The following is an 18,266-nucleotide window of genomic DNA, read 5'->3' as shown; positions in this document are numbered from 1 at the left end:
CAACTGCCTCCGGCCCTGCGGATTCCGGTCGTCCCGGATCCTGAAGTCCATCGCACCCCTGAAGTGGGGTGTTGCGACGACCGCTAGAACTCAAGGAGGTGACCGGGCCCTTCACGTTCAAGTGCGCCAGAGATCAGGCCGGGTTGCCCGTGGAGATGGTGAACTCGATGTCCACGTCGTCCGGGTCGACGTCGGAGCCTTCCTTGGGGGACTGCTGCATGACCATGTCCTCCCCGTAGGTGTTCTCGTCCATCGTGCGCTTGTCGTACTGCCAGCCGGCCGCCTGCAGGCACTTCTGCACCGAGCGCCAGTCCTTGAACGTGAAGTCAGGGACCTTGATCTTGGTCTCGTCGTTGTACGCCGTGTCGGGTTCGAGGCACTCTTCGGTCTCGATCGTCTGCGAGCGGTCGGGACCCCGGTGACCCGCGACCGGCGCGGCCGACTCCTTGCCCTTGTCGCCCTTGCCGTCGTCGTCGCCACCGCTCATCGACATCGCCGTGATCACACCGCCGATGGCGAGCAGCGCGACGACGATCGAGCCGACGATCACCGGCATGTTCCGCTTGCCGCCGCCCGAGCCGGAGCCGCCGCCCTGCACCGAGGTCTGCGACTGCTGCGGCGAGAGCGTGTACGGGGGCGGGGTCTGCGCGGCCTGGGGGGCGTACGCGTTGGTGGGCGCCGGGGTCGGGTAACCACCCTGCTGCGGGTAGCCGTAGCCCGGGGTGACGGGGCCCGGGGCCGGGGTGGGCGGGCCGTACGGACCCGACTGGGGGCCCGTTTGGTACGGCGTCTGGACACCGCCCTGCTGCGGGAGCGAGGAGTCGACGGGCGGGAAGACCGCGGCGCCGACGCCCGCGCCGCTCGCGGTCTGGGCGCCCGGCACGATGCTCGGCGCTGCCGCTTGCAGGGACTGGGCGACGCGCAGGCATTCGTCGCGCATCGCCTCGGCCGTCGGGAAGCGCTCGTTCGGGTTCTTCTTCAGCGCGCGGGCGACGATCGCGTCCACGGCGGGCGGCAGCGAGCGGTTGATCGAGGACGGAGCGACGGGCTCCTCCTGGACGTGCGCATACGCGATGGCCAGCGGCGAGTCCGCCTCGAAGGGCAGTCGTCCGGTGGTCAGCTGGAACAGCATGATGCCGACGGAGTAAAGGTCGGACCGGGCGTCCACGCCGCGGCCGAGCGCCTGCTCAGGGGAGAGGTACTGGGGGGTGCCGACGACCATGCCGGTCTGCGTCATGGAGGTGACGCCGGACTGCATGGCGCGGGCGATGCCGAAGTCCATGACCTTGACGACGTTGCGCTTCGTCATCATCACGTTGCCGGGCTTGATGTCGCGGTGGACCAGGCCCATCTCGTGGCTGATCTCGAGAGCGGCGAGCACATCGGCGGTGATCTTCAGCGCCTGGTCGGTCGGCATCGCGCCGAACTGGGTGACGGACGCGTCCAGCACGGAGCCGAGCGGCTTGCCCTCCACGTACTCCATGACGATGTACGGCATCGTCGCGCCGTCGAGATCGTCCTCGCCGGTGTCGAAGACCGAGACGATGTTCGTGTGCGTGAGCTTGGCCACCGACTGGGCCTCGCGGCGGAAGCGCTCGCGGAAGGAGGCCTCGCGTCCGAGCTCGGTGTGAAGCGTCTTGATCGCGACTTGACGGTCGAGCACGGAGTCGTACGCCAGGTGAACGGAGGCCATGCCGCCCTCACCGAGAAGATCGCGCAGCTGGTACCGGCCACCGGCCAGCGAGCGCCCCGCATACCGTCCCTGTGCGCCGTCCTGGCTGCTCATGTCGTGCGTCCCCCATCGGCGCGGTGTGCCGGACGGCTCCGCGATCGGTGATCGATTCCCGCTATTCCTGGCCAAGTCTGCCCGAGGGCACCGACACGTCAAGCTCGATGCCCGTTCCGTGACCGTACGCGCAAGAAGCGTCTCGGAAGCGTTACAAGTTTGCGCGCGGGGGCACTCGGCGGGTTTGATGTCCGGTCCACCTCGAACCGCCGTGCCGCCCGAAGGCTGTAGCGTGGCCCGGCGGGGTTCCCCCGGTACCACCGAGCACCACGACCAGAAACGACGGCGAGGACTGATGGCACAGACGCAGCGCGCTCAGGGCCCGTCCGACCCCGAGGCGACTGGCGGCGGTATGTCAGATGCGCCGGAGTTGTGGGGCAACGGCGGGCTTGTAGGGGATGGCCGGTATCGGCTCACCCACAGACTCGGCCGGGGCGGCATGGCCGAGGTGTTCGCGGCCGAGGACGTACGACTCGGTCGTACGGTCGCGGTCAAGCTGCTCCGCTCCGACCTCGCCGAGGACCCGGTCTCCAAGGCCCGCTTCACGCGCGAGGCCCAGTCGGTGGCGGGGCTCAACCACCACGCGGTGGTGGCGGTCTACGACTCCGGTGAGGATGTCGTCGGGCCGAGTGTCGTCCCGTACATCGTCATGGAGATCGTCGAGGGCCGGACGATCCGCGATCTGCTGCTCAACGCGGAGGCGCCGGGTCCCGAGCAGGCCCTGATCATCGTCTCCGGGGTGCTCGAGGCGCTCGCGTACTCGCACCAGCACGGCATCGTGCACCGCGACATCAAGCCCGCGAACGTGATCATCACCAACACCGGCGCGGTCAAGGTGATGGACTTCGGCATCGCCCGTGCGCTGCACGGCGCCCAGTCGACGATGACCCAGACCGGCATGGTCATGGGCACGCCCCAGTACCTCTCCCCGGAGCAGGCGCTCGGCAAGGCCGTCGACCACCGTTCCGACCTGTACGCGACCGGCTGTCTGCTCTACGAACTCCTCGCGCTGCGGCCCCCCTTCACCGGTGAGACGCCGCTCTCCGTCGTCTACCAGCACGTCCAGGACATCCCGGTCCCGCCGTCCGAGACCTCGGACGCGGCGCCGCCGGAGCTCGACGGCCTCGTGATGCGCTCGCTCGCCAAGGACCCGGACGACCGGTTCCAGACGGCCGAGGAGATGCGCGGCCTGGTCCAGTACGGGCTGCAGATGCTGCACGAGCAGGGCAGCCACACCGGCACCTGGAACACCGGCCCGGTCGATGTCGCGGGCATGCACGAGGGCGGCAGCACTCCGGCGATGGGCGTCGCGGGCGCCGCCGCCATGCAGCACCCGGGCGACTCCGGCACCGCGCAGATCCCCGGCGCCATGCTGCGTCCGCCGGGCGGTGACGACGGCGGCTTCGAGGGCGGTCAGCGCGACGGCAAGGGCGGCGGCCGGGGCAAGGTGTGGATCCTCGTCGTGCTCGCGATCATCGCGATCGCCGTGGGTGTCGCGTTCGCGCTGTCGGCGGCCGACAACAAGACGAAGGACAAGGACTCCCCGACCAAGGAGCCTACGAAGCAGTCGGAGACGAAGAAGCCGAGCAAGAGCGCGGACGAGGAGACCTCGGACGAGACCGCGACGCCCGGCGACGGGTCCGGCGGTCAGGGCGACTGGACGCCGGAGCAGCCGAACACCACCGGCCCGACGGCTCCCACGACGCCCACCGAGAGCCAGCCGACGGACGACCCGACGGAGCCGACGGACGACCCGACGACGCCGACGGACGACCCGACGACGCCGTCCGGGGAGCCCAGCGATCCGGACACCGAGGACCCGCCGGTGACGAACGGCGGCACGGAGGGCGGAGACCCCGCCGGCGCCGAAGGCTGAGCCGAGCCGCACAACCCGTAGACGAGACGCACGCGCGCGTGGAGCCCCGGAAGGGCACCACGCGCGCGTGCGTCGTTCGTACGGAGAATTCCTAGAAGGTGCGCTGAAGCTGTCGCTGCCGGCCGCCGTGCAGGGTGTGCACCGTGGCCACCTGCGGCTCGACGCGCATGTAGACCGGGTCGTAGAGCTCGCCGTCCACGTAATGCGGGCCGGGCCCGAAAAGTTCCAGTTCGGCGGTGGTCGGCTCGATGGCCTCGCACAGGCCGACGAACTGCACGGTCCACTGCCCCGTGCGCGCGGTCTCGGCGCTGAGGTTGTCCGCCCCGTAGGCGATGACGCTGCCGATGCAGGCCTCGTGGTACCCGTATCCCTTGTGCATCCGCAGCAGAATCCGCCCGTCCACGACGACGTGGCGGGCCGCGGCGAGGAAGGGCAGCGCGCGCATGCTGGTCGCGACCCGGCCGTAGTCGGTGCGGCCGAGCAGTTCGAAGGCGAGCCGTTCGTCCTGTTCCTGAGCGTCGGAGGGCATGCGTCCACCCTCTGGCACCGGCGGGGGGCCGGGGAAGGGGACCCCGCCCCTAGGCGACGGGGACGTAAGTCCCGTTTCAGTGATTCTGCTCGGCCTGCATACGGGCCACATACGCGGCCGCCTGGGAGCGGCGCTCCATGCCGAGCTTCGAGAGCAGGCTGGAGACGTAATTCTTGATCGTCTTTTCGGCGAGGTGCAGCCGCTCGCCGATCACCCGGTTGGTCAGACCCTCGCCGATGAGGTCCAGGATCTTGCGTTCCTGGTCCGTGAGGTTCGACAGACGGTCGTCGCCCTTGGGGGTGTTTCCGTCGCGCAGCCGCTCCAGGACGCGGGCTGTGGCGACGGGGTCGAGCAGGGATTTTCCGGCGGCGACATCACGTACGGCCGAGAGGAGTTCATTGCCGCGAATGGCCTTCAGGACATAGCCGGAAGCGCCCGCCATGATCGCGTCGAAGAGAGCCTCGTCGTCCGCGAACGAGGTGAGCATCAGGCATTTGATGTCCTCGTTCTGGGAACGGATCTCGCGGCAGACCTCCACGCCGCTGCCGTCCGGCAGACGCACGTCGAGAACGGCCACGTCCGGCCGTGTCGCCGGGATCCTGACCAGGGCGTCCGCCGCTGTTCCGGCCTCTCCGACGACCTCGATGTCGGACTCGACGGAGAGCAGCTCATGGACTCCTCGCCGCACCACTTCATGGTCGTCGAGGAGAAATACCGTAATTTTTCCGTCTTCGCGCACGGAGTCAGTCTCACACACGATCTCTCCCGCTGCCTGAGCTGAACCCTTCCCGTGCGCGGGGTGGCCGGGATAACGTGCCGGTGTTCCGGCCCCCTGCCAGGCTGTGATCAGTGCTGTGACCAGGAACTGTTCCCGACTTTCTGGATTTACTCGGTAATCCAAGCAGTCAGATACTTGGAAATCCAAGCAAATTCGCAGGTCAGATGGGGTTTCACAGAAATGGGAAGCACTGGGTAACGTGCATTGTGCAGGGCGCTCGCCGGGGCACCTGTCACGCCTGTTCCCGGCCGAGTCGCACCCACCCCGTGCGCGGGCACGGATCAGGCGAGCCGCACTGGCTTACCCGGTAATCCCGGGGGCCGGACCGACGGAGGAGCACACGTGACCGTGGAGAGCACCGCCGCGCGCACACCGCGCCGCAGCACGACCAGCGGCGGGAAGCGCGCAAGCGCCAAGAAGGCCGCGCCGAAGAAGAGCACGGGGAGCACCGGTAGCACGGAACCCCAGCTGATTCAGCTGCTGACCCCTGAAGGCAAGCGGGTCAAGAATGCCGAGTACGACTCGTACGTCGCGGACATCACCGCCGACGAGCTGCGCGCCCTGTACCGCGACATGGTCCTCACCCGCCGCTTCGACGCCGAGGCCACCTCCCTGCAGCGCCAGGGCGAGCTGGGCCTGTGGGCGTCGCTGCTCGGCCAGGAAGCCGCCCAGATCGGCTCGGGCCGGGCCACCCGCGACGACGACTACGTCTTCCCCACCTACCGCGAGCACGGTGTCGCGTGGTGCCGCGGGGTGGACCCGACGAACCTGCTCGGCATGTTCCGCGGCGTCAACAACGGCGGCTGGGACCCGAACACCAACAACTTCCACCTCTACACGATCGTCATCGGCTCGCAGACCCTGCACGCCACCGGCTACGCCATGGGCGTGGCCAAGGACGGCGCGGACTCGGCCGTGATCGCGTACTTCGGGGACGGCGCCTCCAGCCAGGGCGACGTCGCCGAGGCGTTCACCTTCTCCGCGGTCTACAACGCTCCCGTCGTGTTCTTCTGCCAGAACAACCAGTGGGCGATCTCCGAGCCCACCGAGAAGCAGACCCGGGTGCCGCTCTACCAGCGCGCGCAGGGCTTCGGCTTCCCGGGCGTGCGGGTCGACGGCAACGACGTCCTCGCCGTGCTCGCCGTCACCAAGTGGGCCCTGGAGAGGGCGCGTACGGGTGAGGGACCCGCGCTCATCGAGGCGTTCACCTACCGCATGGGCGCGCACACCACGTCCGACGACCCGACCAAGTACCGCAACGACGACGAGCGCGAGGCCTGGGAGGCCAAGGACCCGATCCTGCGCCTGCGGACCTATCTCGAGTCCGAAGGTCACGCTGATGAGGGATTTTTCGCGGAACTCGAGGCGGAGAGCGAAGCGTTGGGAAAGCGAGTGCGAGAGGTGGTGCGGGCGATGCCGGATCCGGATCTGATGGCGATCTTCGAGAACGCGTATGCGGACGGGCATGCGCTGGTCGACGAGGAGCGCGCGCAGTTCGCCGCCTACCAGGCGTCCTTCGCTGAAGAAGGCGGTAAGTGACCATGGGCGTACAGAAACTTCCCCTTGCCAAGGCGATCAACGAATCGCTGCGCACGGCGCTCGACACCGACCCCAAGGTCCTCATCATGGGCGAGGACGTCGGCAAGCTCGGCGGCGTCTTCCGTGTCACGGACGGGTTGCAGAAGGACTTCGGCGAGGACCGTGTCATCGACACCCCGCTCGCCGAGTCGGGCATCGTCGGCACGGCCATCGGCCTGGCCCTGCGGGGCTACCGCCCGGTGGTGGAGATCCAGTTCGACGGCTTCGTGTTCCCGGCGTACGACCAGATCGTCACGCAGCTCGCGAAGATGCACGCCCGCGCGCTCGGCAAGATCAAGATGCCGGTCGTCATCCGCATTCCGTACGGCGGTGGCATCGGCGCCGTCGAGCACCACAGCGAGTCGCCCGAGGCGCTGTTCGCGCACGTGGCGGGCCTCAAGGTCGTCTCGCCGTCGAACTCCTCCGACGCCTACTGGATGATGCAGCAGGCCATCCAGAGCGACGACCCGGTCATCTTCTTCGAGCCGAAGCGGCGTTACTGGGACAAGGGCGAGGTCGACACCGACACCATCCCGGCGCCGCTGCACAAGGCCCGGGTCGCCCGTGAGGGCACGGACCTGACGCTCGTCGCGTACGGCCCGATGGTGAAGGTCTGTCTGGAGGCGGCCGCGGCCGCCGCCGAAGAGGGCAAGTCCCTCGAGGTCGTGGACCTGCGCTCCATGTCGCCGATGGACTTCGACGCGGTGCAGGCCTCGGTCGAGAAGACGCGGCGGCTCGTCGTGGTCCATGAGGCCCCCGTCTTCCTGGGTGCGGGCGCGGAGATCGCGGCGCGCATCACCGAGCGGTGCTTCTACCACCTCGAAGCTCCCGTGCTGCGGGTCGGCGGCTTCCACGCGCCGTATCCGCCTGCGCGGTTGGAAGAGGAGTACCTGCCGGGCCTCGACCGGGTGCTCGACACTGTCGACCGCTCGCTGGCGTACTGAGGGAGAGGGTCGTGACGACGATGACAAGTGCCGCGCTCGCCGAGTTCAAGATGCCCGACGTGGGCGAAGGGCTCACCGAGGCAGAGATCCTCAAGTGGTTCGTGGCGCCGGGCGACACGGTCACCGACGGGCAGGTGGTGTGTGAGGTCGAGACGGCCAAGGCCGCCGTCGAACTGCCCATCCCGTTCAACGGTGTCGTGAGCGAACTGCGCTTCCCCGAGGGCACCACGGTCGATGTCGGCCAGGTGATCATCTCGGTGGACGTGTCGGGCGGAGGCGCCACCAGCGCACCCGCCGCACCCGCCGCACCCGCCGCGCCCGTTGCGTCCGCTGAGGCCGGCGCTCCCGCCGAGGCCGCAGCCCCTGTGCAGGAAACCCCCGCCGCGGAGGCTCCCGCCGCGGAGGCTCCCGCCGAGGAGGCCGCTCCCGAGGGCCGGCAGCCCGTGCTCGTGGGTTACGGGGTCGCCGAGTCCTCGACGAAGCGCCGCGCGCGCAAGGCCGCTTCGGAGCAGGCGGAGGCCGCGGGGACGTACTACGCGGCAGCGGTCCAGGCCGAGCTGAACGGCTCCGGAGCGGCAGCAGCCGCCGCGCCCGCCGCCCCCGTGGGCAGCCGGCCGCTGGCCAAGCCGCCGGTGCGCAAGCTCGCCAAGGACCTGGGCGTTGACCTCACGGCCATCGCCCCGTCGGGCCCCGACGGGATCATCACGCGCGAGGACGTGCACGCGGCGGTGGCTTCGGCCTCCGCCCCGGCCACCACCTCCGCCTCCGCCCCCGCCCCCGCCCCGGCGTCCGCGCCGGAGCAGGTGCCGGCCGAGGCCCCCGCTCCCGCCGCGGAAGTCGCGGCCACGGTCGGTGTGGGCGCCCGCGAGACCCGTATCCCCGTCAAGGGCGTGCGCAAGGCCATCGCCCAGGCGATGGTCGGCTCGGCCTTCACGGCGCCGCATGTCACGGAGTTCGTGACGGTGGACGTGACGCGGACGATGAAGCTGGTCGAGGAGCTGAAGCAGGACAAGGCCTTCGCGGGCCTGCGGGTGAATCCGCTCCTGCTCATCTCCAAGGCGCTGCTCGTGGCGATCCGGCGCAACCCGGACGTCAACGCGGCCTGGGACGAGGCGAACCAGGAGATCGTCCAGAAGCACTACGTGAACCTGGGCATCGCCGCCGCGACCCCGCGCGGCCTGATCGTGCCGAACATCAAGGACGCGCAGGCCAAGACGCTGCCGGAACTGGCCGAGTCCCTCGGCGAGTTGGTGTCCACGGCTCGCGAGGGCAAGACGTCGCCGGCCGCGATGCAGGGCGGCACGGTCACGATCACGAACGTCGGCGTCTTCGGGGTCGACACGGGCACGCCGATCCTGAACCCCGGCGAGTCCGCGATCCTCGCGGTCGGCTCGATCAAGCTCCAGCCGTGGGTCCACAAGGGCAAGGTCAAGCCGCGTCAGGTGACGACGCTCGCGCTCTCCTTCGACCACCGCCTGGTGGACGGCGAGCTCGGCTCCAAGGTGCTGGCCGATGTGGCGGCGATCCTGGAGCAGCCCAAGCGGCTCATGACCTGGGCGTAAGCCCAGAGATCACGTCAGAGGGGGCCCGCCGCGTACAACGCGGCGGGCCCCCTTCGACGTAAGCCCGTAAGCCCGTAGGTCTGTAAGTCCGGCGATTGCCTACTTCTTGAAGCCGTAGTCCATCAGCTTCTTCGCGTCCTTCGTGCGGTTGGCCGACGAGGTCGAGGTGAGGACCGTGCCGATGACCGTCTTGCCGCTGCGCGTCGCGGCGAAGACCAGGCAGTACTTGGCCTGCGGGCCGGAGCCGGTCTTCACGCCGATGGCGCCGCTGTAGCTGCCGAGCAGGGTGTTCGTGTTCGACCACGACATGTAGCGGTAGCCGCCGCTCTTCGTGGTGACCTTCTGCTTCGTCGACTTCGTCTTCACGACCGTACGGAACGTGGAGCTCTTCATCGCGCTGCTGGCGAGCTTCGTCAGGTCGCGGGGCGTGGAGTAGTTGCTTCCGTTGCCGATGCCGTCGAACGAGTCGAAGTGGGTGTTCGTCATGCCGAGGCTCCTGGCCTGCGCGTTCATCTTGCCGATGAACGACTTCACGCGGGCGGAGCGGGTGGAGCCCTTGCCGAACTTGTCCGCCAGTGCGTACGCCGCGTCGCAGCCGGACGGCAGCATCAGGCCGTACAGGAGCTGGCGGACGGTGACCTTGTCGCCGACGATCAGCCGGGCGGACGAGGCGGTGTTCCTGACGATGTAGTCGCTGTAGGCCTTTTCGATCTTGACCTTGGAGTTGAGGTTCAGGTTCGACTGCGACAGCACCACCTTCGCCGTCATGATCTTGGTGGTCGAGCCCGTCGAACGGCGGGTGTCCGCGGCCTTGGTGAAGAGCGTCTTGCCCGTGCCGTTGTTCATGACGAAGCCGCCCTTGGCGGCGATCGACGGCTTGGGCAGGGCGGCCGCATGGGCCGGGGTCGTGAGGGCTCCGCCCGCGAGTACCGCACCCGCGGTGACGATTACGGCCGATGCGCGGCGAATGCCCTTAATGGGGGTGTTCAAGTTGAATGCTCCAAATGCCCCTGGAATGCGGCCACATGAGGGTGCCGCTCGATAGTGAGACACACGAGAGAGGCAAATGGATGCGCCTGAACGCCGTCAATTAAGGGAGATGCGGGTGATGTCCGGATCGTGGAATGGACGTCCTCATGGGTACGTGTTGTATCTATGCTGTGCGCATGCCAGTCGCACCCGCCTCGTCCCCCTCCCGAGCCCCCTCCCGAGCCCCTGCCCGGACCCTGAAGCAGCCACCCGCCGCGGAACGGGTGTACGCGCACGTCAAGCAGGGCGTGCTCGACCGCCGGTACGAGGGCGGCACCCTGCTCACCGAAGGTGAGCTCGCCGAGGCCGTCGGGGTGTCCCGCACCCCGGTGCGCGAGGCCCTCCTGAAGCTGGAGGTGGAGGGGCTTCTCCGGCTCTACCCGAAGAAGGGGGCGCTGGTCCTGCCGGTCTCCGTGCAGGAGATCGCCGATGTCGTCGAGACGCGGCTCCTGGTGGAGACGCACTCGGTGCGCAAGGCGGTGCCGGCGCCTCCGGGGTTGATCGCCCGGCTCGAAGAGCTGCTCGCCCAGCAGCGGGAGCAGGCCGCCGCCGGGGACCTTTCCGCTGCCGCCGTGACTGACCGGTGTTTCCACGCGGAGATCGTGCGGAGCGGGGGGAACGAGATCCTCGCCCGGCTGTACGACCAGCTTCGGGACCGGCAGCTGCGGATGGGGGTCGCGGTGATGCACTCCCATCCCGACCGGATCGCCAAGACGCTCGCCGAGCACGAGGAGATTCTTGAGGCGTTGCGCGCGGGGGACGCGGAGGGTGCGGTTGCCGTGGTCACCCGGCACGTCGGGTGGTTCCGGGATCTTGCTCGGGGTGAGGTTCGGTGACGGTGCGCTTTGACGGGTCGCCGTCCGCCGGTGGGGGTTCTTCTTTTGCCGCTTCGCGGCGTTTTTCCCGCCCACCCACCCGAAACTCCGCACCACACCACCCCCGTAGGAGCCCGTGGGGCACCCGGAGGTTCTCCCGATGAGCGCGACCTCCGCCCCCGTCTCCCTCCCCGGCGACCCCCCAGGCGGCAAGAAAGCCATGCTCGTCTGGGGCATCGGTGTTGCCGTCTACTTCGTCGCCGTCATCTTCCGGACCTCGCTCGGCGTCGCCGGGCTCGACGCCGCCGACCGGTTCCACGTCAACGCGTCCGCGCTCTCGACGTTCTCGATCCTTCAGCTGCTGGTCTACGCGGGCATGCAGATACCCGTCGGCCTGATGGTCGACCGGCTCGGCACCAAGCGCGTGCTGACCATCGGCGTCGTGCTTTTCACGCTCGGCCAGCTCGGCTTCGCCTTCTCCCCCTCGTACGGCATGGCGCTCGCGTCCCGCGCGCTGCTCGGCTGCGGTGACGCGCTGACCTTCATCAGCGTCCTGCGCCTGGGTACCCGCTGGTTCCCCGCCCGGCGCGGCCCGCTGGTCGCCCAGCTCGCCGGCCTGGTCGGCATGGCGGGAAACCTCGTCTCCACGCTCGTCCTCGCCCGGCTCCTGCACTCCGTCGGCTGGACCGCGGCCTTCGCGGGCAGCGCCCTGTGCGGAGTCGTCGTCCTCGTCCTGATGACCCTCTTCCTCAAGGACCACCCCGAGGGGCACGAGCCGGAGCCGGTGCGGCACACCGGCGGCGCCTTCGTGCGCAAGCAGATCGCCCTGAGCTGGCGCGAGCCCGGCACCCGGCTCGGCCTGTGGGTGCACTTCACCACGCAGTTCCCCGCGATGGTGTTCCTGCTCCTGTGGGGCCTGCCGTTCCTCGTCGAGGCGCAGGGGCTCACGCGCGGGACGGCCGGGGCGCTGCTCACCCTCGTCGTGCTGTCCAACATGGTGATCGGCCTGGTCTACGGCCAGATCGTCGCCCGGCATCACGCGGCGCGCACACCCCTCGCCATCGGCACCGTCGCGGCGACGGCGGCGATGTGGGCGGTCACCATCCACTACCCCGGCGACCACGCCCCGATGGGCCTGCTCATCGCGCTGTGCACCGTGCTCGGCGCCTGCGGCCCCGCATCCATGATCGGCTTCGACTTCGCGCGGCCCGCGAACCCGCCGGAGCGCCAGGGCACCGCGTCCGGCATCGTGAACATGGGCGGCTTCGTCGCCTCCATGACGACGCTGCTCGCCATCGGCGTGCTCCTGGACGCGACCGGCGACAACTACCGGATCGCCTTCTCCGCCGTCTTCGTCCTGGAGGCGGTGGGCCTCAGCCAGATCCTGCGGCTGCGGACGCGCGCGGTGCGCAGGGAGAAGGAACGTCTGGTCGCCAGCCGCGTCGAGGCAGTCCACGTACCCGTCTGACCCCCTCAGGTAATGAGGGCCGGCGGGCTACGGCGTGACCGCGAACTCCCGCAGGATCGCCTCGCCCAGGCCGTGATCGCCCTCGACCTTGATCCGGTCGGCCACCGAGGTGTGCGTGACGCGGCCGCACGCCAGGCGGAAGTACGTCTCCCAGTCCAGGCTGAGCGTGGCGAGCGGGCCGAGCGAGGGGGCGCTGTCGACCGTGGCGTGGCCGTCGGCGTCGACACGGACCGTGCGCAGGAACTCGACGGGCCCGCTCACGTCGAAGACGACCGCGGAGTTCGCCGGGGCCGCGGCCTTCTTGGCGACGACCTTGGGCAGTCCCTGCAGCAGGAGGTCCCGCGCCACCAACGCGCCCTGGGAGTCCAAATCGCCGGGCTTCTTCAGCGTCGTACGCAGATCCTGCTCGTGCACCCAGACGTCGAACGCCCGCATGCGCATGGCCAGTTCGAGGGTCTGCTCGGTGCCGAGCGGGCCACGGATCTTGTGGGAGGGGTCACGCGACTCGTTCCGCAGCTGCCGTGAGCGGCGGATGATCGTGTACTCCAGCTCGGAGGTCATCTCGGGCGCGGTGTGGTGGCGCCGGACGTCGACCTGCACCTCCATGTACCGCTGGCCCTCGGTCTTCACGTGGTAGAGGTCGCGGGGCAGGGTGTGGATGGGACGCGGGTCGCCCAGCATCTCGCAGTCCAGGCCTATGACGTGGGAGACGACATCCCGCACCGACCAGCCGGGGCAGGGCGTGGCCCAGTTCCACTCTCCCTCGGCGAGCGGTGACACCAGCTCGGATATGGCTGATACGGATTGGGTCCAGGCGTCGGCGTAGGTTTGCAGGCTGGGATGGAGACTCACGGGACCCCTCGACGGTCGTACGCGGGCGGTGGGTGTCTGGGACGTTAAGTTACGCTGCCCGCAGGCACCCCGGCAGTGCTTTCGTGTGACGATCGTAGGCCCGCATTGACGGGTCGAATGCCAGGACGGTGGTAGTGTGCGCGCCTCCCTCATCCAGATCGCCGTAGACGAGGGCGAACCGGTCAATTCCCGCCGCTCGCGGGTCTCTTCACTGGTGCGTGAGGTCGCCGGGCGAGAGCGGCCGGATCTCGTCGTTCTTCCCGAGCTGTGGACCACGGGCGCTTTCGCGTACGAGTCGTTCGCGAGCGAGGCCGAGCCGATCGACGGGCCGACGTACGAGGCGATGGCCAAGGCCGCGGCCGACGCGGGCGTCTGGCTGCACGCGGGGTCCATTCCGGAGCGGGACGCCTCGGGGGACCTCTACAACACCTCGCTCGTCTTCTCGCCCGAGGGTGAACTCGCCGCCTCGTACCGGAAGATCCACCGGTTCGGCTTCGACAAGGGCGAGGCCGTCCTGATGGGCGCGGGCGCCGAACTGGTCGCCGTGCGCACGCCGGAGACGACGATCGGGCTCGCCACCTGCTACGACCTGCGCTTCCCCGAGCTCTTCCGGGGGCTCGTCGACGCGGGTGCCGAGATGTTCGTCGTCCCCGCGGGCTGGCCCGCGCGGCGGCGTGCGCACTGGACGCTGCTCGCACGGGCGCGGGCGGTCGAGGACCAGGCGTTCGTCCTCGCGTGCGGAACGGGCGGTACGCACGCGGGAGTTCCGCAGGCCGGGCACAGCGTCGTCGTCGACCCGTGGGGCGAGGTGCTCGCCGAGGCGGGGGACGGCGAGGAGATCCTCACCGTCGAGCTCGACCCGGCGAAGGTCGCGGCCACGCGCGAGCAGTTCCCCGCGCTGAAGGACCGGCTCCTCGGGATGGACGCTCCCCGGCGCTGAGGGCGCTGAGGGCGCGGTCCGCGTGATCCGCCCGGCCCGTTCAGTCCGGCCCGCTCAGTCGTCGTCGCCCCGCTCCTTCTCGGCCAGACGGATCACGCAGACCGCGACGGCCAGGAGGAGGGACGCGTCGGCGTCGTCCCGGACGATCTGCAGGCCGTAGGTGTCGCGGACCCGGAACCAGCGCCGCGAGATGTCGGCCAGGAGTTCGCCGTCGTACTCGATGGCGAATTCGCGGTCCAGGATCTTGCCGCTCACGTCGAGCTCGGTGCCGTCGACCAAGTGCACGCGGTAGTGGTTGCGCAGGAGCGAGAGGCGCTTGCGCTTGACCGTGGCCAGCGGTTCGTCGCCCCTCTCGATCACCATGGTGTCGCGCAGCGACAGCATCTTGGCGTGGATGTCGATGAGGACGCGGCCCTCCATGTCCTTCAGCTCGAAGGTCTCGCGCAGGCGCATCGCCTTGCCGTCGACGAGGAAGACCTTCTGGCCCTGGTCGTCCTCGATCCAGTAGTCGTCACCGATGCCGAGCAGCCGGTCGCGTACGAGAAGTTTCATGCGGCGATGCCTACCCCGTGGCGCGCATGACACAGCCGGCCCGTGCCACTCGGGGGAAAGTGGGACACAGACCGGCTGTGGATCAGGGGAGGACGCGAAGGCGTCGCGATGTGCCGTCGCCTTTACGACATGGCGTCCTCGAGGTTGTTCTGCCAGTACGTGACGCGCGAGCCCGCGTCGAGCAGCAGGCCCGCGGCGCCGGGGGAGTTCAGCGTGACGTGGCCGTCCGTGGCCCTGCCGCCCTTGGTGACGAGCGTGACGCCGAGCCTCTTGGAGCGGTGGGTCCGGTCGGCGTCGATGCTCGCGAGGCTGATCGCGGCGTAGGCGGACCGGTCCGGCGCGAGGCGGACGACCGACCGGGGGCGGGTGTTCTTGGCCACCGGGAGGTTCTTGCGCGCCGTCGGGTCGTTGACGACGGGGGCGCCGAGGACCGCGCAGGCCTTGCCGCCGTTGTTGGTGATCTTGAGCAGGACGACGGGGGCGGTGCCGCCGGTGTCCTCCATGCTGATCTCCGCGGTACGCGGCGTGCAGTCACCGTCAGCGGCCGGAGCGGGGGATTCCGATTCCGGGCCGCCGGACGCGGAGGCCGACGCCTTGCCGGTGCCGGACGCTTCGTCGCCGGCGCCCCCGCTCCCGTTGCGGGCCCCGTTCGTTCTCCCGTCGCTGCTCCCGCTCCCGTTGTCGCCGTAGCAGCCCGTGAGCGAGAGGGAGAGCGTGGCGAGCGCCGCGACGGCGAGCGCGGCACGCGTGGTGCGAGCGGTGGTGCGCATGGCGGTGACTCCCCCGTGAGTGGTGGTCGCTCGGGCTTGCTCCACTGAGCCTGCCGCCCGCCACTGGCGTTCCGCTAACACCTGGCTAATGCCGCCGCAGCTCCTCGGGGCGGGGCCTGCGGAACGTGGTGGTCGCGGAACCGTCAAGGCCCCGGGCGAAGAGCCGTACGAGATCGGGCAGGACGTAGCGCCCCGCGCCCTCCTCCTGGATCAGGTGCGCCGCGGCAAGGCGGTCGAGTCCCTCACGGGCGGCGGACACGTTCGCCCCCGCGAGGTCGGCGGCCCGGTGCACGTCCACGTCCGGGGTGGTGGCGCGGGCGAGCGCGGCGAGCAACCAGGAGTCGCTGCCCGGCAGTTGGGCCACCGAGGTGCGCAGCGCGGCCGCCACGCCGGTGTCCTCGGCGGAGAGCAGGGCCAGCCGCTGCTCCTCGTCGGCGAGTTCGGCGGCCAGGCCGGCCACGGACCGCTGGGGGCGCCCGATGAGCCGGGCGGCCGCGGTGCGCAGGGCGAGCGGGAGGCCGTCGCAGAGGCGGGCGATCCGGCGTACGTCGTCGGAGTCGGCGTCCAGGCCGGCGCTCTGCCCGAGGGCGCGCAGGAACAACTCCGCGCCGTCGCGCTCGCTGAGCGCGCCGATCGGCACGGGGCGCGCGCAGTCCGACGCGACGAGGCCGTCGAGGCGGTTGCGGCTGGTGATGAGGGTGGTGCAGTGGGGCGCGCCGGGCAGGAGCGGGCGGACCTGGGCGGAGTCGTGGGCGTTGTCGAGTACGACGACGATGCGCCGTTCGGCGAGGAGCGAGCGGTAGAGGGCCGCGGCCGGTTCGATGCCGGCCGGCACGTCCTGCTGCCGTACGCCCAGGGCGAGGAGGAACTCCCGCAGGACGCGTTCGGGGTGGGCGGGGTCGCCGCCGCTGAAACCGCGCAGGTCGGCGAAGAGGTGGCCCTCCGGCTGCGGGTCCGCGTGGTGATGTGCCCACTGCAGGACGAGGGCGGTCTTGCCCACGCCCGCGGGACCGGTGAGCAGGACGATCGGCGCCTCCGTCTCCTCCGTGAGCACGGTCTCCAGGGCGGCGAGCTGCTCCTCACGGGCGGCGAAGGCGCGGGGCGCCCGGGGCAGCAGGCGGGGGATCGCGTTGCCCGGCGGGGGCACGTCGGCCGGGGCGATGGGGGCGGGGGTGACGGCAGCGGGGGCGCCCGCGTCCTGGGCACCGGCGCCGGGAGCCGTGGGCTGCGTCGGCCCAGCCGCGGGCGCCCTGCCCTGGCCCTGGCCCTGCTGGCCCTGACCCTGGCCCTGCCCCTGGCCCTGCTCGGCCGGTCCCGTCCCTGCGTGCGGCGCGACCCGGCTTCCAGAGACGGCGGCGGGAGCCCCGGCGGGTCCGGAGGAGGGGTTGGCGGGCGCGGCGGGTCCGGCGGGTGTGGCGGGTGTGGCAGGGGTCGGCCCGGGAGAGCCCCCCGTTCCAAGGGCACCGGCGGATGCGGCGGCCGGGGAAGCGCCGCCACCCCCGAGGCCCATGTCGTACCGCCCACGTCGGCGCGGCGGCGGAGCGCCCAGCATCGGGTGGGCCCCGGTGTCGGGCTCGCCGTTGAGGATCTCCTCGTACGCCCGGCGCAGCTTCTTGCCGGGGTCCACCCCCAGCTCCTCGGCGAGGAGTTCCCGCGTCCGGTGGTAGAACTCCAGCGCCTCGGACTGCCTGCCGCACCGCTGCAGGGCCCGCATCAGGGCCGCCACCAGGGCCTCCCGCAGCGGGTGCTGGACCGACTCCGCGCGCAGCAGCCCCACGGCCTGGCCGTGCGAGCCGAGCTTTCCGTACGCCTCGGCGAGCTGCTCGACGGTGACGAGGCGGCTCTCCTCGAGGCCGCGTGCGGCGGCCAGCATCGGCTCCGTGGCGACGGTGCCGGTCAGCGCGGGCCCGTTCCACAGCGCGAGCGCCTCGCGCAGCATCAGCGCCGTGTCCGAGGGCTCCCGCTGCCGTCCGGCGAGTTTGACGAGGTCCTCGAAGCGGCTGACGTCGAGCAGGGTCTCGGGGAACTGGAGGGCGTACGCACCGCCCTGCGTGGCCAGTTCCACGCCGTACGCGTCCAGGCCGGCCTCGACGAGCAGGGCACGCAGCCGGGAGATGTGGCCCTGGATGACGGTGCGTGCGTGCAGCGGCGGTTCGCCGTCCCACAGGGTCTCGGTCAGGGCGTCCACCGAGACCGGCGTGCCGGCCCGCAGCAGCAGCGCCGCGAGCAGGCTGCGGCGCTTGGCCGGGCCGAGGGGGACGGGTCCGCTGCCTCCGGCGACGCTCACCGGTCCGAGCAGCTGGAACTCCACCTGGCCTCAACTCCTCTGCCGCGCTTGCGCTTCACGCACGCCTCGCGCCTCGCATCATGGTTCGAACAAGGCCCAAGAGTATCGCCGGGCCCGGTGGCCACGGAGGTGGCCACCGGGCCCGGCGACGAGGAGCGGCTGAAAACGTCAGCCCGCGAGCGGGGCCGGCCGTCAGTAGCGGTGGTGGTGGTCGTTGTCCGTCTCGACCACGGTCGCGCCCGGGGGCACGACTGTCTTGCGGCGAGCGTTGGTGAACGCGGCGACGCCGATCACGCCCACAGCCATCATGATCAGACCGGTGACGGTGAGGTTGATGCCTTCCATCTCCCAGTCGGTGGCGAACGCGAGGATGGCGCCCGCGGCGATCAGAATGATGCATCCGCCCAGGCCCATGAGGACCGCCTCCCTAAGTCGTGGCAGGGCACCCGGGTACCCGGACCCGGCCCGGACACACGAAGAAGCGGAAATCGGCCTTCAGT

Annotated in this window: 16 protein-coding genes; 7 read left to right on the top strand and 9 right to left on the bottom strand. The window is 70.4% G+C overall.

Features of this window, described 5'->3' with window-relative positions:
• Nucleotides 1–133 precede the first annotated feature (133 nt).
• Nucleotides 134–1,786 (bottom strand): protein kinase, encoded by a 1,653-nt coding sequence (locus AB0M70_RS41155; protein ID WP_365828820.1) that lies wholly within the window; start codon nucleotides 1,784–1,786, stop codon nucleotides 134–136.
• Nucleotides 1,787–2,081: 295 nt separating this feature from the next.
• Here AB0M70_RS41155 and AB0M70_RS41150 point away from each other — a divergent pair, with 295 nt between their 5' ends.
• Nucleotides 2,082–3,662, top strand: coding sequence for a protein kinase (locus tag AB0M70_RS41150; protein ID WP_365828817.1), 1,581 nt, complete (start codon nucleotides 2,082–2,084; stop codon nucleotides 3,660–3,662).
• Between the two features lie 91 nt (nucleotides 3,663–3,753).
• On the opposite strand, the gene AB0M70_RS41145 is transcribed toward AB0M70_RS41150, so the two are convergent.
• Both AB0M70_RS41145 and AB0M70_RS41140 read right to left on the bottom strand, forming a co-directional pair.
• A complete protein-coding gene (locus tag AB0M70_RS41145; RefSeq protein WP_365828815.1) occupies nucleotides 3,754–4,191 on the bottom strand; it encodes a pyridoxamine 5'-phosphate oxidase family protein in 438 nt (145 codons plus the stop codon).
• Between the two features lie 76 nt (nucleotides 4,192–4,267).
• Nucleotides 4,268–4,930 carry a response regulator transcription factor gene (locus tag AB0M70_RS41140; RefSeq protein ID WP_249588831.1) on the bottom strand — a complete coding sequence of 221 codons (663 nt, stop codon included), beginning with the start codon at nucleotides 4,928–4,930 and terminating at the stop codon, nucleotides 4,268–4,270.
• Between the two features lie 381 nt (nucleotides 4,931–5,311).
• On the opposite strand from AB0M70_RS41140, the gene pdhA reads away from it, so the two are divergent.
• From pdhA to AB0M70_RS41125, 3 genes are read left to right on the top strand one after another with little or no spacing between them, the layout of a single operon-like run.
• Entirely contained in the window at nucleotides 5,312–6,508 is a 1,197-nt protein-coding gene (gene pdhA / locus AB0M70_RS41135; RefSeq protein WP_365828813.1) for a pyruvate dehydrogenase (acetyl-transferring) E1 component subunit alpha, read from the top strand.
• Nucleotides 6,509–6,510: 2 nt separating this feature from the next.
• Complete coding sequence (locus AB0M70_RS41130; protein ID WP_365828811.1) at nucleotides 6,511–7,491, top strand: alpha-ketoacid dehydrogenase subunit beta; 981 nt, start codon at nucleotides 6,511–6,513, stop codon at nucleotides 7,489–7,491.
• Nucleotides 7,492–7,502: 11 nt separating this feature from the next.
• Nucleotides 7,503–9,053, top strand: coding sequence for a dihydrolipoamide acetyltransferase family protein (locus AB0M70_RS41125; protein ID WP_365828809.1), 1,551 nt, complete (start codon nucleotides 7,503–7,505; stop codon nucleotides 9,051–9,053).
• A gap of 99 nt (nucleotides 9,054–9,152) precedes the next feature.
• Here AB0M70_RS41125 and AB0M70_RS41120 read toward each other — a convergent pair whose 3' ends face one another.
• Nucleotides 9,153–10,043, bottom strand: a complete 891-nt coding sequence (locus tag AB0M70_RS41120) for a D-alanyl-D-alanine carboxypeptidase (RefSeq protein WP_365828807.1) — start codon at nucleotides 10,041–10,043, stop codon at nucleotides 9,153–9,155.
• 176 nt (nucleotides 10,044–10,219) lie between these two features.
• Between AB0M70_RS41120 and AB0M70_RS41115 the strand changes: the two genes are divergently transcribed.
• Together AB0M70_RS41115 and AB0M70_RS41110 are read left to right on the top strand one after the other, a co-directional pair.
• Nucleotides 10,220–10,918 carry a GntR family transcriptional regulator gene (locus AB0M70_RS41115; protein WP_365828805.1) on the top strand — a complete coding sequence of 233 codons (699 nt, stop codon included), beginning with the start codon at nucleotides 10,220–10,222 and terminating at the stop codon, nucleotides 10,916–10,918.
• A 139-nt stretch (nucleotides 10,919–11,057) separates the two neighbouring features.
• Nucleotides 11,058–12,365: an MFS transporter gene (locus AB0M70_RS41110; RefSeq protein WP_365828804.1), complete on the top strand. Its 1,308-nt coding sequence runs from the start codon at nucleotides 11,058–11,060 to the stop codon at nucleotides 12,363–12,365.
• 27 nt (nucleotides 12,366–12,392) lie between these two features.
• On the opposite strand, the gene AB0M70_RS41105 is transcribed toward AB0M70_RS41110, so the two are convergent.
• Complete coding sequence (locus AB0M70_RS41105) at nucleotides 12,393–13,217, bottom strand: maleylpyruvate isomerase family mycothiol-dependent enzyme (protein WP_365828803.1); 825 nt, start codon at nucleotides 13,215–13,217, stop codon at nucleotides 12,393–12,395.
• Between the two features lie 136 nt (nucleotides 13,218–13,353).
• Here AB0M70_RS41105 and AB0M70_RS41100 point away from each other — a divergent pair, with 136 nt between their 5' ends.
• Nucleotides 13,354–14,157: a carbon-nitrogen family hydrolase gene (locus AB0M70_RS41100; RefSeq protein ID WP_365828802.1), complete on the top strand. Its 804-nt coding sequence runs from the start codon at nucleotides 13,354–13,356 to the stop codon at nucleotides 14,155–14,157.
• A 54-nt stretch (nucleotides 14,158–14,211) separates the two neighbouring features.
• Here the strand turns inward: AB0M70_RS41100 and AB0M70_RS41095 are convergent, their stop codons facing one another.
• The 4 genes from AB0M70_RS41095 to AB0M70_RS41080 all read right to left on the bottom strand — a co-directional run bounded on the left by AB0M70_RS41095 (nucleotide 14,212) and on the right by AB0M70_RS41080 (nucleotide 18,180).
• On the bottom strand, nucleotides 14,212–14,709 hold the full coding sequence (locus AB0M70_RS41095) for an LURP-one-related family protein (protein WP_365828801.1): 498 nt from the start codon (nucleotides 14,707–14,709) through the stop codon (nucleotides 14,212–14,214).
• A gap of 122 nt (nucleotides 14,710–14,831) precedes the next feature.
• Entirely contained in the window at nucleotides 14,832–15,479 is a 648-nt protein-coding gene (locus tag AB0M70_RS41090) for a DUF4232 domain-containing protein (protein WP_365828799.1), read from the bottom strand.
• A gap of 85 nt (nucleotides 15,480–15,564) precedes the next feature.
• Complete coding sequence (locus tag AB0M70_RS41085; protein ID WP_365828797.1) at nucleotides 15,565–17,790, bottom strand: BTAD domain-containing putative transcriptional regulator; 2,226 nt, start codon at nucleotides 17,788–17,790, stop codon at nucleotides 15,565–15,567.
• A gap of 168 nt (nucleotides 17,791–17,958) precedes the next feature.
• Nucleotides 17,959–18,180 carry a DUF6458 family protein gene (locus AB0M70_RS41080; protein WP_363210395.1) on the bottom strand — a complete coding sequence of 74 codons (222 nt, stop codon included), beginning with the start codon at nucleotides 18,178–18,180 and terminating at the stop codon, nucleotides 17,959–17,961.
• Nucleotides 18,181–18,266 lie beyond the last annotated feature (86 nt).

It is taken from the genome of Streptomyces sp. NPDC051214, from assembly GCF_040682375.1.
Classification (GTDB): domain Bacteria; phylum Actinomycetota; class Actinomycetes; order Streptomycetales; family Streptomycetaceae; genus Streptomyces.
The sequence above is the reverse complement of the archived record's forward strand: the minus strand, read 5'-3'. Positions and strand labels throughout refer to the sequence as shown.

Bases quoted from the DNA above. Each gene is read 5' to 3' on its own strand.
- AB0M70_RS41155 (WP_365828820.1), bottom strand. From the start codon at position 1,786: ATGAGCAGCCAGGACGGCGCACAGGGACGGTATGCGGGGCGCTCGCTG.
- AB0M70_RS41090 (WP_365828799.1), bottom strand. From the start codon at position 15,479: ATGCGCACCACCGCTCGCACCACGCGTGCCGCGCTCGCCGTCGCGGCG.
- AB0M70_RS41095 (WP_365828801.1), bottom strand. From the start codon at position 14,709: ATGAAACTTCTCGTACGCGACCGGCTGCTCGGCATCGGTGACGACTAC.
- AB0M70_RS41130 (WP_365828811.1), top strand. From the start codon at position 6,511: ATGGGCGTACAGAAACTTCCCCTTGCCAAGGCGATCAACGAATCGCTG.
- AB0M70_RS41145 (WP_365828815.1), bottom strand. From the start codon at position 4,191: ATGCCCTCCGACGCTCAGGAACAGGACGAACGGCTCGCCTTCGAACTG.
- AB0M70_RS41115 (WP_365828805.1), top strand. From the start codon at position 10,220: ATGCCAGTCGCACCCGCCTCGTCCCCCTCCCGAGCCCCCTCCCGAGCC.
- AB0M70_RS41150 (WP_365828817.1), top strand. From the start codon at position 2,082: ATGGCACAGACGCAGCGCGCTCAGGGCCCGTCCGACCCCGAGGCGACT.
- AB0M70_RS41080 (WP_363210395.1), bottom strand. From the start codon at position 18,180: ATGGGCCTGGGCGGATGCATCATTCTGATCGCCGCGGGCGCCATCCTC.
- AB0M70_RS41110 (WP_365828804.1), top strand. From the start codon at position 11,058: ATGAGCGCGACCTCCGCCCCCGTCTCCCTCCCCGGCGACCCCCCAGGC.